Annotated in this window: 7 protein-coding genes, 1 tRNA gene and 2 rRNA genes; 6 read left to right on the forward strand and 4 right to left on the reverse strand. The window is 54.2% G+C overall.

All coding sequences use genetic code 11. The features are described from left to right. Positions 1 to 460: 460 nt before the first annotated feature. The 3 genes from ACWPM9_RS01290 (at position 461) to ACWPM9_RS01300 (ending at position 3,903) form a co-directional block, all read left to right on the forward strand. Positions 461 to 3,265: ribosomal RNA gene (locus ACWPM9_RS01290) — 23S ribosomal RNA — on the forward strand. Between the two features lie 340 nt (positions 3,266 to 3,605). After that, positions 3,606 to 3,720, forward strand: a 5S ribosomal RNA gene (rrf, locus tag ACWPM9_RS01295). Positions 3,721 to 3,826: 106 nt separating this feature from the next. Further along, positions 3,827 to 3,903: transfer RNA gene (locus ACWPM9_RS01300), tRNA-Met, on the forward strand. Between the two features lie 127 nt (positions 3,904 to 4,030). Here the strand turns inward: ACWPM9_RS01300 and ACWPM9_RS01305 are convergent. Then, positions 4,031 to 5,206, reverse strand: a complete 1,176-nt coding sequence (locus tag ACWPM9_RS01305) for a glycosyltransferase (protein ID WP_484756480.1) — start codon at positions 5,204 to 5,206, stop codon at positions 4,031 to 4,033. 449 nt (positions 5,207 to 5,655) lie between these two features. On the opposite strand from ACWPM9_RS01305, the gene ACWPM9_RS01310 reads away from it, so the two are divergent. From ACWPM9_RS01310 to ACWPM9_RS01320, 3 genes are all read left to right on the forward strand, one after another. After that, entirely contained in the window at positions 5,656 to 6,858 is a 1,203-nt protein-coding gene (locus ACWPM9_RS01310; RefSeq protein WP_484756481.1) for a polysaccharide biosynthesis/export family protein, read from the forward strand. Between the two features lie 105 nt (positions 6,859 to 6,963). After that, entirely contained in the window at positions 6,964 to 9,213 is a 2,250-nt protein-coding gene (locus ACWPM9_RS01315) for a GumC family protein (protein ID WP_484756482.1), read from the forward strand. Next, a complete protein-coding gene (locus ACWPM9_RS01320) occupies positions 9,210 to 10,151 on the forward strand; it encodes a glycosyltransferase family 2 protein (protein ID WP_484756483.1) in 942 nt (313 codons plus the stop codon). The genes ACWPM9_RS01315 and ACWPM9_RS01320 overlap by 4 nt, the downstream gene beginning before the upstream one ends. Before the next feature lie 121 nt (positions 10,152 to 10,272). Here the strand turns inward: ACWPM9_RS01320 and ACWPM9_RS01325 are convergent, their stop codons facing one another. The 3 genes from ACWPM9_RS01325 to ACWPM9_RS01335 form a co-directional block, all read right to left on the reverse strand. Beyond that, complete coding sequence (locus ACWPM9_RS01325; protein WP_484756484.1) at positions 10,273 to 11,142, reverse strand: methyltransferase, TIGR04325 family; 870 nt, start codon at positions 11,140 to 11,142, stop codon at positions 10,273 to 10,275. Then, complete coding sequence (locus ACWPM9_RS01330) at positions 11,139 to 12,575, reverse strand: oligosaccharide flippase family protein (protein WP_484756485.1); 1,437 nt, start codon at positions 12,573 to 12,575, stop codon at positions 11,139 to 11,141. The genes ACWPM9_RS01325 and ACWPM9_RS01330 overlap by 4 nt, the downstream gene beginning before the upstream one ends. A 416-nt stretch (positions 12,576 to 12,991) precedes the next feature. After that, positions 12,992 to 13,666: a sugar transferase gene (locus ACWPM9_RS01335; protein ID WP_484757565.1), complete on the reverse strand. Its 675-nt coding sequence runs from the start codon at positions 13,664 to 13,666 to the stop codon at positions 12,992 to 12,994. Between the last annotated feature and the right edge of the window lie 151 nt (positions 13,667 to 13,817).

The following is a 13,817-nucleotide window of genomic DNA, read 5'->3' on the forward strand; positions in this document are numbered from 1 at the left end:
TGTCCGAACCCTTTCCCGGTGAACCTTATGACGGTCTAGCCGACCGGATTTTGGTGAGGGATTGGATGTAGGTGGGAAGCTTGTCACTCTGGATGCTGTCGTTGTTTGAGGGTTTAGGCCCTTGTCTGACGGCACATCGGATTACCGTTGCCTGACCGCGCGGTACCGGATTTGATCTCGAGAAGCTGGTCTTAAAGATCTGGTTCCGTGTGAGTTGCTCGGCGTAACTCCAAGAAAGGGACCGGATCGAACACGTCGATGGCATCTGACAGGGCTGGTTGTAAAAGGTAACCGGTCTTTTGGTCATTCGTTATGCATTGGGTTTTACCTTGTGTGTTGGGGTGATTGGTACGGGGTTTTTAACACTTCCCCGGTGGCCAGACCTTTGGTTTGATTTTGAAGTTTAGGCTTTGAGATCTGGCTTTAGGTTCGAATAAGGATGAGCATTGGCAATGAGAACGATTAAGTGTTTTAAGGGCATTTGGTGGATGCCTTGGCATGCACAGGCGATGAAGGACGTGATACGCTGCGATAAGCTGTGGGGAGCTGCGAATAAGCTTTGATCCATGGATTTCCGAATGGGGGAACCCACCTTAGATGCTTGGAGAATCCAAATTGAGTTTAGGCTCGGTTTGGGTTTCCAAGCATTGATATAAGGTATCTTACTTTCGAATACATAGGGGTAAGAAGCGAACGCAGGGAACTGAAACATCTAAGTACCTGCAGGAAAGGACATCAACCGAGACTCCGTTAGTAGCGGCGAGCGAACGCGGACCAGGCCAGTGGCAATCAGGAATAAAGCCGAACAAGTTGGAAAGCTTGGCTAAAGTGGGTGACAGCCCCGTAGGCGTAGAACACTGATTGTCCTTGAGTAGGGCGGGACACGTGAAATCCTGTCTGAACATGGGGAGACCACTCTCCAAGCCTAAGTACTCGTGCATGACCGATAGTGAACCAGTACCGTGAGGGAAAGGTGAAAAGCACCCCGACAAGGGGAGTGAAATAGAACCTGAAACCGGATGCCTACAAGCAGTCGGAGGGCGCAAGCCTGACGGCGTACCTTTTGTATAATGGGTCAACGACTTAGTGTATCTAGCAAGCTTAAGCCGGTAGGTGTAGGCGCAGCGAAAGCGAGTCTTAATAGGGCGATTGAGTTAGATGCATTAGACCCGAAACCGAGTGATCTAGCCATGAGCAGGTTGAAGGTTGGGTAACACCAACTGGAGGACCGAACCCATATCTGTTGCAATAGATCGGGATGACTTGTGGCTAGGGGTGAAAGGCCAATCAAACTCGGAGATAGCTGGTTCTCCGCGAAAACTATTTAGGTAGTGCGTCGATCGAATACCCTCGGGGGTAGAGCACTGGATGGGCTATGGGGACTCACCGTCTTACTGATCCTAACCAAACTCCGAATACCGAGGAGTACTAATCGGCAGACACACGGCGGGTGCTAACGTCCGTCGTGAAGAGGGCAACAACCCTGACCTCCAGCTAAGGTCCCCAAGTCATGGCTAAGTGGGAAAGGATGTGAGGATCCCAAAACAACCAGGATGTTGGCTTAGAAGCAGCCATCATTTAAAGAAAGCGTAACAGCTCACTGGTCTAAATAAGGGTCTTTGCGCCGAAAATGTACCGGGGCTAAAGCCATGCACCGAAGCTGAGGATTGTAGTGACTTGTCACTGCAGTGGTAGCGGAGCGTTCCGTAAGCCTGTGAAGGGAGACCCGTGAGGGCTCCTGGAGGTATCGGAAGTGCGAATGTTGACATGAGTAACGATAAAGGGGGTGAGAGACCCCCTCGCCGAAAGACCAAGGGTTCCTGCTTAAAGTTAATCTGAGCAGGGTTAGCCGGCCCCTAAGACGAGGCGGACACGCGTAGTCGATGGGAACCACGTTAATATTCGTGGGCCTGGTGGTAGTGACGGATCGCACAAATTGTAACACCTTATTGGATTGGTGTTGCAGTGGAGCGGTTCCAGGAAATAGCTCCACCGTATAGACCGTACCCGAAACCGACACAGGTGGTCAGGTAGAGTATACCAAGGCGCTTGAGAGAACTGCGTTGAAGGAACTCGGCAAATTGCACGCGTAACTTCGGAAGAAGCGTGACCCCAGGATACGCAAGTGTTTTGGGGTGGCACAGACCAGGGGGTAGCGACTGTTTATCAAAAACACAGGGCTCTGCGAAGTCGCAAGACGACGTATAGGGTCTGACGCCTGCCCGGTGCTGGAAGGTTAAAGGGAGAGGTGCAAGCTTTGAACTGAAGCCCCAGTAAACGGCGGCCGTAACTATAACGGTCCTAAGGTAGCGAAATTCCTTGTCGGGTAAGTTCCGACCTGCACGAATGGCGTAACGACTTCCCCGCTGTCTCCAACGCAGACTCAGTGAAATTGAATTCCCCGTGAAGATGCGGGGTTCCTGCGGTCAGACGGAAAGACCCCGTGCACCTTTACTATAGCTTTACACTGGCATTCGTGTCGGCATGTGTAGGATAGGTGGTAGGCTTTGAAGCAGGGACGCCAGTTCTTGTGGAGCCATCCTTGAAATACCACCCTTATCGTCATGGATGTCTAACCGCGGTCCGTTATCCGGATCCGGGACAGTGTATGGTGGGTAGTTTGACTGGGGCGGTCGCCTCCGAAAGAGTAACGGAGGCGCGCGATGGTGGGCTCAGACCGGTCGGAAATCGGTCGTCGAGTGCAATGGCATAAGCCCGCCTGACTGCGAGACTGACAAGTCGAGCAGAGACGAAAGTCGGTCATAGTGATCCGGTGGTCCCGCGTGGAAGGGCCATCGCTCAACGGATAAAAGGTACGCCGGGGATAACAGGCTGATGACCCCCAAGAGTCCATATCGACGGGGTTGTTTGGCACCTCGATGTCGGCTCATCGCATCCTGGGGCTGGAGCAGGTCCCAAGGGTTTGGCTGTTCGCCAATTAAAGCGGTACGTGAGCTGGGTTCAGAACGTCGTGAGACAGTTCGGTCCCTATCTGCCGTGGGTGTAGGAATATTGATAGGATCTGTCCCTAGTACGAGAGGACCGGGATGGACGTATCTCTGGTGGACCTGTTGTCGTGCCAACGGCATAGCAGGGTAGCTATATACGGAATGGATAACCGCTGAAGGCATCTAAGCGGGAAACCAACCTAAAAACGAGTATTCCCTATCAGAGCCGTGGAAGACTACCACGTTGATAGGACGGGTGTGGAAGCGCAGCAATGTGTGAAGCTTACCGTTACTAATAGCTCGATCGGCTTAATCGTTCTCATTGACCATGCTCATCAAAGCCAAAGGCTTCGATGATGCCATCTGTTTTGTTCTCACGCTGTCGGCCCTTTTTGCCGTCGCTTAGAACCACGCGCCGAACCTTCGGCGACGCGCCTTGCGCTTGCGGACTTCGTCCAATCACTGCAAGGGAAACAAACCAAAACGTGTTCGACTAAGACAAATGAGGGTAACCTCAACCAGCTTCTCAATATGCAAAGCATCAATACGGTTCCGTATTAACGCTTTGGCACCCTTCTGAGCGAAAGCGAAGACCTAAGGTTTGCCAAAGAAAAGGGAACAATGTTGATGCCAAGCATCAACATTGCCCTTTGCCGACCTGGTGGTTATGGCGGGGCGGCCGCACCCGTTCCCATTCCGAACACGGCCGTGAAACGCCCCAGCGCCAATGGTACTTCGTCTTAAGACGCGGGAGAGTAGGTCGCTGCCAGGTCTGCAAAAGGCAATGAAATCATAATCTTCTCATCGCAAAACAATCGGGCCTCGTCCCAAAATGAGGTCGCTCAAATAGCGGCCATCTTGCTGTCCAAACATTATTCCGCGGGGTGGAGCAGCCCGGTAGCTCGTCAGGCTCATAACCTGAAGGCCGCAGGTTCAAATCCTGCCCCCGCAACCAAAATCCAACCAAAATCAAAAACACAAATTCAATCAGCATATCAAATATAAGATATGAAAATAAATCCCGGCCCGCACTCTATCGTGCGCACCGCTCAATAGCGGCTAGCCTGGCGCACGTGACCTGCCTAATGCAGTGGCACTTGGTCCACGCCCTCGAAAAGCGGGGAATGCGACTTTGCCATTTTTATGGGCTCTATCGCTTTGTTGCGCCGTGCAAGCTCCTGTTCGATAACCACTTTCATTTCCATCATGAAATTCATAGCGCTGAATTGCGCTGCGTGCATCTGGATCGTATCGGGATTGAATCGTTCTTCCATCGCTTCGAAGATTTCGATGGCTTCTGCCAAGGATTCGACAGTTTGTTTCTTGAACAAAATACCTGTGCGGCCCGGAACGATCGTATCAAGGACTCCACCTCGGCCATAGGCGATGACCGGACGACCGCTTGCCATGGCTTCGACCGGGACGATGCCAAAATCTTCCTCACCGGGAAATACGAGTGCGCGGCAGCGCGAAAGATAAGACTTGAGTTCCGCGAAGGAAGCCGGGCCGATGAACCTTATTGTCGGGCCCGCGATCTGCTTGAGCGCCTTGATCTCCCGGCTGTCGCCATCGCCAAGCACGACAAGATTGCGCCTAAGCTTCGTGAAGGCGCGGACGGCCAAGTCTATACGCTTGTAGGCCACGATTTGTCCGGCGCAAAGATAGAAGTCGTCCACCTGGGCGCCGGGTGCAAAATCGTTGGTGGCGACCGGTGGATGGACCACGACCGAGGAGCGTCTGTAGTATTTGCCGATGCGATTGGCGACGTGATGCGAATTGGCGACAAACCGATCTACGCGAAGGCTCGAACTCGCATCCCACGCCCGCAGCACGGGTGTCAGCATCGGCATCATTAACCTCGCCATCCTCCCAGCGTTGCCGCGATAGAAATGGTACTGGTCCCACAAGTAGCGCATCGGTGAGTGACAATAACATATATGTACTGCATGCGGCGGCGGGATGATGCCCTTTGCCGGGCCGGACTCGCTTGAGATGATCAGATCATAGTCGCTGAGGTCGAAACTCTCCAAGGCAAACGGCATCAATGGAAGGAGCGATTGGTAATGTTTCCTGGAACCGGGAATATGCTGCAGGAACGAGGTGAAGATCCGGTGTCGTAGTATCTTTTCCGAGAGCTTTTCGCGATCGCAGACCAGGGTGAAAATGTCTGCATCGGGATACATGTCGCACAGGGCCTCAATAACCTTCTCACCACCACGCATAGATATGAGCCAATAGTGAATGATCGCTACTTGCATAGGTCTTCCTTCCCCAACCACTGGACCAATCTATTCGTGCGTCTCCTCGTCTGAACAGAGCGCCATAAGTCTCGCGGCGACCACCAAAGTGACAAAACGGCCCTGAACGGAGTGCCTCGCCTTATCAAAAGACGCACTGGATTAGCTCGGAACATGCCTCCTACTCCCCCAATTGGAGTGCAGGCGTAGTTATTGCTACCAAAAGTGATTAGAGCGAACCGAAGGAGAGAGAATTTACTCAGTCTGTTGCCATGCGATGATGAGGCATATGGTGACGGTCCGCGCCAATAACTCCGGCAGGTCAACGCACCCCAACGACGAGGTAGCGCGGTATGCTGACACCATATTCGAATACACCGCATCCGGTGCGTGGATATCGGTCGAGGTATTTGTACTGTGCCTTGGCTGGCTGGCTGGTTCTGCAGTTCGCCGGTCCAGCTTCAGCAGAAGTGAGTCTTCTACCGCTGACGCAGGTGAAGGTGACCATCGTTGAATGGCTTGCCTCCACCGGGGAATACAAAGAATGGACGGCGCTCAATGGTCAATATTCAGTCTCGCCTGAAGGAACCATGGCAATTCCGCTGCTAGGCGAGTTTTCCGTGAAAGACGAAACCCCAAGTTCGACAGCGGAAAAGATTGCCAGACTTCTCAAAACCAAGACGGGCCTCGCCTCCGCGCCGGTCGCAACCGTGGAAATCATACGCTATCCAGTGTTGTACATTTCCGGTGTTGTGGCCAAGCCAGGCGAGCTCGAATATCGACCGGGACTGACCATCACCCAGGCCATGGCAATGGCAGGGGGGCGAGAGCGTGGAAAAGATGCGAACGGTTCAAGTGAGCTGGAGCAATTGCGCTATGCCGGCGAGCTGAAACGCTACGATCTGTCTCTGACACAATTGATGGCAAAACGCGCGCGTCTTGAAGCAGAACTGAACGACAGTCCCAAGGTCGCGTTTCCTGCCGAGTTGATGAATGCCCGCACAGGCAGCACCGAGAATCTCTTTATGCGGAGTGAGGGAGATCTGTTCGTGGCGCGCGCCGAAGCTTTAAAGCGACAGTTGACGGCTCTCTCGGACTTGCAGGTTCTGCTTCAGAAAGAAATCAGCGTGCTGGATGAAAAGACGGCAGTGCAGGACCGTCAAATTGTAATCGCACAGGACGAACTGGCCAGCATCGCATCATTGGTCACTTCCGGCACTCTGGCAAAATCGCGAGAGACGGCACTGGAACGGGTCGTGGCCGACCTGAGCAGCAACAAGCTCGATCTGGTGATTGCGGCCATGCGTGCGAAGCAGAAGCTCAGTGAGACGGAACGCGATGCCATAACCTTGAAAGGCCAGCGGCGCACAGAAGCGGGACGCGACCTTCAGGAAGTCACCGCCGAGATCGAAGACACGAAGCTGAAACGCGGGACAGTGATCGAATTGCTGCAGGCAGCAGGTGCGACGGTATCTCGGGACGCCTCACGTGCTGCTGCGGCCGTCCAGCCTCTGGAGTTTTGGGTGACGAGAGCCGGTAGTAGCGGCACGCCGACAAAGCTTCCGCAAACTGCGGAACTCGCACCCGGCGACGTTCTCGACGTACGCTATGACATCTCATCAAGCATGGCCGAGGCGGCATGGACCTCCATCATAAGCCAGCCGTCGCAATAGCCATGCCGGGATCTAAGGATACAACGGAGAGAAAAACACGTGGGACTCCATGAATTTGGAACGATTGAGACCCTTCCTCCCATAGCGAGACGTGAGGCATCAGGTATGGAAGCCGTCTCCATCCGCGATCTATTCAATTTCCTGAAAAGCAACATCCCGATTATTGCGCTTTCGACCGTGCTGGGCATCCTATTTGGTGTGGTCTATATCGCTAGAACGCCATCAAGCTTCGAGGCAACGGTGCGTCTCGTCATTGATCCCGAACAGAGCCGCATCCTTTCCCAGGATGCGGCAACCGGCACGGTCATCATCGAGGCGGCTGAAATTGCGAGCCAGGTGGAAATTGTCAAATCGGAAGCCATTGCCCAGGACGTCATCAGCAAGCTCGGCTTGTTCAACGATCCTGAAATCGTCAACTCCACGTCCTGGCAGTCCACCTTGCGCGAGTATGCGACGTCGGTAATGAATCTCATTACCGGGGGAGGCGATGAAATACAGGGGCCTCCTGAAGAAGAAGAGCGCATGCGCAGAACGATGAACGGCTTTCTGTCGCGCGTTTCTGTTCGTCGCGTCGGGCAATCTTATGTTCTGGAAATCGGCTACCGTTCCGGCGATCCAAAAAAAGCCGCGCGAACAGCGAATGCTTTGGCAGAGGCCTATATTCAAAACGGTCTGAATGACCGTAAGTCAGCGGCCAAGCAGGGAGCGCTCTGGCTCGAAGGGCGACTGATAGACGTTGGTCGCAAGGCACAGGAAGCTGCCTTGGCAGCCGAAGAGTATCGCAACAAGCACAACATAACAGCCATGACCGATGCGATTTCGCTGGATCAGCAACAACTGGCTGAGATCAGCAGCCAGATGCTATCGGCCCGGGCAGCGACTGCCGATGCAGAGGCCAAGTTATCGACTTTGAACAAGTTAATCGCGACCAGTTCAACAGATGCTAATCTGCCGGAGATTGGCGAAAACCTGCAGATCCAGAAGTTGCGCGAGGAAATGCGCCTCGCCGATACACGCCTCCAGGGATTGAAGGAACGCTATAGTGCCGGCAACCCCGCGATCATCGCTACCGAAACCGAAATAGCGCGCATAAAATCAAACATTGTCGGTGAGCTTCTTCAGGTCCAGGCGCTTTATCGTTCCAACCTCGCGGTTGCGAAGGAACGGGAAGCTCTCGCTGATCAGCAGTTTGAAAATGCTGACCGTCAAGGAGCGGACAAAAACATAGCGCGGGTTGAACTGGCTGAGATAGAAAGCAGGGCCAATACCTACAGGCGGTTGTACGAGAGCATTCTCCAGCAGTTTGTCAGCGCATTTCAGACACAGTCGTTTCCACTTGGAAACGCACGTATCGTGACGGCGGCAACTGAACCGTTAAGCCGGAATTGGCCGAAGCCGTCCGTGCTTCTGCCCTTTTCGATGGTACTCGGTATGGCATTCGGCTTGTTTGCCGCCGTCCTGCGCAGTGCTCTCGACCGAAGAGCGGGGTCCAGCGAGCGACTTCAGCGAGAGTTGGGCATCGCATCTTTGGGCAATGTGCCTGTCTACAAACCGGCGCTTGCTGAAAACGGCCACAGAGAAAGACTTCCCTCATCGGTTATGCCTCTTCGAGCTGTTTTGGATATGCCCTATTCGGCGTTCTCCGAAGCGCTCCGGAGTGTAAAGAACTCCCTGGATTCACTTGCCCCAAGCCATGGATCGATGGTGATCGGTGTAACTTCGGTGGGGTGCGGCGAAGGCAAGACGACAATAGCAACTAACTTGGCACAGCTCTATCAGAACGAGCAGCAGTCGGTGCTTCTCGTGGACGCGGATTTCGTGGCGGCGCGGCTGACTCGGCTTGCATTCAATGCTGCACCCGATTTCGCCCTCACGCCAATTCATCCGTCGGTGCTCGGCGATCCGTCAGATGGAATCGGTGTCTCGAGCCTTGCGCGTGTTACAAGGTGCTCCGAGCGTACGTATATCGATCACGATGCAGGCGTAGAGCCGGAGGTTTCTGACGTGCCGCTCCCGCTGCTGACCATCGAACAGACCCGGCGTTCTGCAACACCTCCTTATCGTTACGCACACTTGTCCGCCCTTAAAGAAGCGCTGGTCAAACTTCGCCCGCTTTACAAGGTCATCATCGTCGATATGTCTGGCTTTGAAGAATCCGCCGACACGCGCACCATATGCTCTCATGTCGACGGGATCATCGTGGTGATCGGGAATACCAAAAAACTGACAATCGAGCGTCTTACAGAGGCATTGAAGGCGTTTGGTCGCTCACGTGTGTCACTGCTCGGCGTCATCTCGAACCGGAGCAACACGGCCCACCGCCGCCGTCCTGCCTTGTCGAAGGGTCTGCGATGATGGCTATCGAAGCGGCACAAGCAGTTGCGGCAAAAAAAACTGTAACGACATTGCCCGGCTTGGCGCTCGTGATCGGCATACCCAGCGCAGGACGGCGTGATATACTCACTGAGGTGGTCCCGCATCTCGCCCGCCAGACGCGGCAACCCGCCGAAATCCTGATCTGTGTCCCACGCCTCATTGATGTCGATGCCAAGGCGTTATCTCTTCTACCATGCCCTGTCCGCATACTGTTGTCACAGCGCGGCCTCTGCAAACAGCGCAATGCCATTCTGGACGCAGTCCCCGATGCAGACGTTGTTCTTTTCCTGGACGATGATTTCCTGCTCGCTCCAACCTACCTCGCCGAATTGGAGCTATTATTCCAGAACAACCCGGATGCAGATATTTCAACTGGAACAGTCATTGCTGACGGGATTTCCGGTCCGGGTATTTCTCTCGCAGAAGGGCTAGATCTTCTGCGCAATATACCGACGCCGAGCGATGAAAGCCCTCTTCGTGACGTTTTTAGCGGCTATGGCTGCAACCTTGCCGTACGCATGTCTGCCGTGCACATCGGCAGGCTGCGTTTCGACGAAAATCTGCCACTTTATGGCTGGCTGGAGGATCTCGATTTCAGCCGGACTGCCGCGCGCTATGGTCGGGTCGTTATTTCGCCCCGGCTCATCGGGGTGCACCTCGGTACCAAGGTCGGCCGAACCTCCAACTTTCGGCTAGGTTATTCGCAAGTCGCCAATCCTATTTACCTGATGCGCAAGAAGACCATGAGCTTTCGCCAAGCCTTCGTCCGAATAGGTCGCAACGTATTGGCCAATTTTGTGAAAGTTTGGCGGGCCGAACCATGGATAGACCGCAAGGGCCGCCTGAAAGGCAACATGCTGGCGTTTCGCGACCTGCTATCCGGACGGCTGGCACCGCAAAATATAGAGCGGCTATAACAGTCTGGCTGCGCGCCCTTTGGCGAGATCCTCATAGGCGTGACGGCATTCGCCCGATCTCCGCTTACTTCTGCGGTAATCTATGCCGCCTCCATTTATTTCTGCTGGCCATAGACGGGAGCTATGTCTGCTGAAGCCTGAAATAGAAACCCGCGCTCTCGCTGGCTCCTAGCTCCGGGTGAGTCTCGATAACATGCGAAATGGCGGGGATAGACCAGCGGTCGATCTGACGGTAGCCCAGCTTCTCCAGATCACTTACGAATGCCTTCTCGTCTCGCATCTGATAGGGAACATAGGCCTTGCCGATGCGCTCCAGGGTAACGACGGGCGGACCAGCTTTCTTGAAAGCCACCTTGTTCAGCAGCAAGTGGCGTGGGAGCGCCGGCAAGCCGCTGAGCAGTGAAGACAGCGGAACGTCGAGATACTGCATCAATCCAGAACCCAGAAACAGTGGCAGCCTGGGCGCATCTTCGAGACTGTCGATAAAGCGCAGTTGATCCAGCCGATCCAGTTTCGCGCGTTTGCGCCCAGCCTCCGCTATCGCGGATAATTCGTAGATAATCCATTGGAAGTTTTCCGGGAGATCCAGCATGTCTCGAAAGGCGCGGTACTTTGTGCCCAGATGGCCGCCAGCATCAAGAACGCCGTCAATATTGGGGCCAAGCCTGCTCAACCAGAACATGACCGGATAGTCCCACGGCACGACCTCGCACATTTTCTCAAACGACACATGGGCGATCTCATCATGATTATAGCCCGTGAGCGGGCCTAATTTCGCCGCGGCAGCTATGGCGTCGTCGAAAGAGAGGTAGGCACCTGTAAACCGGCGCGGAAGTGGCGACAGATAGCGGAGTCGGCCAGCAATTATCTGCAACGGCACTCGCGATTTACCAGCGCCTGACCTAATTTTTAAAAGCACGGCCTTTACGGTATGCTTCATCTTCACAGACCAAGTATCGCGGCCATTTAATTGCGTTCGGGTGACGTTCAAAGCTTGATCTCCAGGTTAGCCGCTGTGACGGGCAAAAGACCGCCGGCAATCTTGTGCAGCACTGCCAGAGTGGCGGCATAGACAAGACTGCCGGCCAGAATTTGCAGCACATTGGTGGTCAATCCGCTGGCCAACGACTGCGTGGCGACATTGCCGAGCGCGATGACCGTCAGCGCCATTGCGATTAGAGCAGCCACCGGATGGACACAGCCGCGCAAGACCCTTAGCCAATTGACTGCGCCGTAACGACTTTGGAGCCACGCCGAAACAGCGAATGAAAAGACAGCAGCAATAAACTGGCCCGATGCCGCCGCCACCATGCCGAACGGTGACAAAGCGAGCATGAGGCCGACGGATACCAAGCTGTTGATCAAGATGGCGCCTGGCACCTTCCGGATAGAACCCGTCAGCGAAAGAAGTGGCTCGGTGATACAGCCCGGGACGAGCAAGATCTGTTTGACGGACAGAAGACTGACGAGAATGGCAGCGGGTGCCCAGTCGTCACCGAGCACAAGATGGATCAGAGTGCCTGACATCAGCGCAAGCCCTATATGCACAGGAGCCGAAGCCACCATCAGGAAAACCAGATAATTGGTGGCCTTGGCGCCGATTTCCGGTGACGCCTCTCCTCCGGCCCCATTTGAAGCCGCAACTTTGCGGAAGACGCCCCACGCAATTTGCCGTCCAGGTTCGCAGACAAGGTCGGTGAAAGCAGAGACAATGCGCTCGGCTGCACGGTAGTAGCCGGCTTCTGCAAGGCCGAGAACGCTGCCGACCACGAGTGTGCCGGAATAGGATCGCATGAGCACAATCATGCGGTTGTACACAACGTGTTTGGAAAACTCGAAGATCTCCCAAAAGAAAACCGAACGGATGCCAAGCTGCGGCAACCATCGCAGTATTCCGATAAAGGCGATCACGGTCAGCAGCTGAGTGACGAGGCGTCCCGCCACGAGCGCGAAGATGTTCCAGCCGTGCAAAAGGCCCAAAATTGCGAGCGCCGTCCCGCAAAGTTCCGCCGCGACCTTGATGATGCTCAGCTCCCGAAGGCGAGCGTCGGCGATGAAGATGCCCTCACAAACAGAAGAAAACGGAGTTGGCAGCAACCATAGGCCAAACAGTGTTACCAGCAGAGCCTCGTGCGGCATCTTGAGATATAAGCCCAGGAATGTCGCAATACTGAGCCCAACCATCATCGCCGAGGCACCCGAGATGATGGCCACCGTTGCGATCTGATCTAGCCGTCCTTCCTCATGATTGGTTTTCATGACGAATTCGCGCCACCCCCCTTCCGCTAATACAAGCAGCAAGGCAACCAAGGCAGCCACGTAAGAAAAGAGACCAAACTCCGCGGAGGCCAGTGTCCGTGCCGCCACGACGAATGTAGCCACTTGAGTGAACTGCACGACGATCTTGGCAGCCAAGGTCCACATTGCGTTACTGATGAGGGAGCGGACGCTCGAGCCGGTGCCTCCTCGCAGCGAAGTAGCTTTGCTGGAAAGCCACGCACAAGTTTTTGAAAGTAAGACTGGCATCAGTATTCCTGCCTTATTTCGTATCTATCATCATATTTGGCCGCGGAGAGTATCAACCACCCTTTGTGCCGGTCTGGAGTGGACATGATTTCAAATTTTATTGACGTTTCGTCGATATATTTGTGAATCCCAAGTTTAACTCATTTCGAGCCCGAGCACTTTCGGCATCACGTTATGAGCTCCTTGAAGCTCCGGAGTTGGTAAGAGGCTTATCCATGAGCGAGTTTACATTGAAGTTCCAACTCAGATGGTTTGTTCTCCTTATCTGCCTAAGTTTTTGGGCTGCCGTCATTTACTGGGTAGTATAAGCGGCATCACCGATCGTTTTGCGCAAACAGAACAACCATGATCGTCTTTGCAATGATTGCGATGTCGGTGCGCATCGAGCATTTGTTGTAATATTCAATGTCGAACTGAACGCGTTGCTCGTAGGACGTGGAGGCGCGCCGCGACACCTGCCAGAGACCGGTCAATCCGGGCGTTAACGCAAGATAGCAGTGGATATGTGGCCCGTAATGCTCCAACTCCCCCGCGGTTATCGGCCTTGGACCAACAATGCTCATCTGCCCTGCCAGGATATTAATCAGCTGGGGAAGTTCGTCCAGGCTAGTCATACGGAGGTATTTTCCCAGCCAATGTATCCGAGGATCCCTCTTTAGTTTCTGGGTGTCCTTCCATTCATTTAGCTTGGCCGAATCAGTGGCGAGAAGTTCCTGCAACACCTTGTCAGCATCCTTTCGCATACTGCGAAATTTCAAGCAGTAGAACGGCCGGCCATCGCGCCCGATTCTTTTGTGGCGAAAGATGATGGGGCCTCCGTCAACCAGTAGAAGCACGACAGCGATCAACACCAGCGCCGGAGACAGGAAGACAAGTGCCAGAAGCGAGAAGACGATGTCGAACGCGCGCTTGAAACCTCGCCAACCTGAGCGTTTGGTCGACGAGTCCTTTACAGAACCTTGCGCAAAATTGTCCGAATACAATGAAATCACCTACCGTTTCGCCAGTCTGAGGCTGCCTGTCAAAACGACAAGAGGCAATTTATCCTCATAGCCAATGGCTCAACTGATAGAGGTAGAGGGTGATCTCTTTTTAGCCGAAACGCAGGTCATTCATGTAAAGAGATCCTTACCTAAGCGA

It is taken from the genome of Agrobacterium sp. H141 (assembly GCF_057158725.1).

Coding starts and splice junctions, on each gene's coding strand:
- ACWPM9_RS01305 (WP_484756480.1), bottom strand. CDS start 5,206: ATGCAAGTAGCGATCATTCACTATTGGCTCATATCTATGCGTGGTGGT.
- ACWPM9_RS01315 (WP_484756482.1), top strand. CDS start 6,964: ATGGAAGCCGTCTCCATCCGCGATCTATTCAATTTCCTGAAAAGCAAC.
- ACWPM9_RS01320 (WP_484756483.1), top strand. CDS start 9,210: ATGATGGCTATCGAAGCGGCACAAGCAGTTGCGGCAAAAAAAACTGTA.
- ACWPM9_RS01330 (WP_484756485.1), bottom strand. CDS start 12,575: ATGTGGACCTTGGCTGCCAAGATCGTCGTGCAGTTCACTCAAGTGGCT.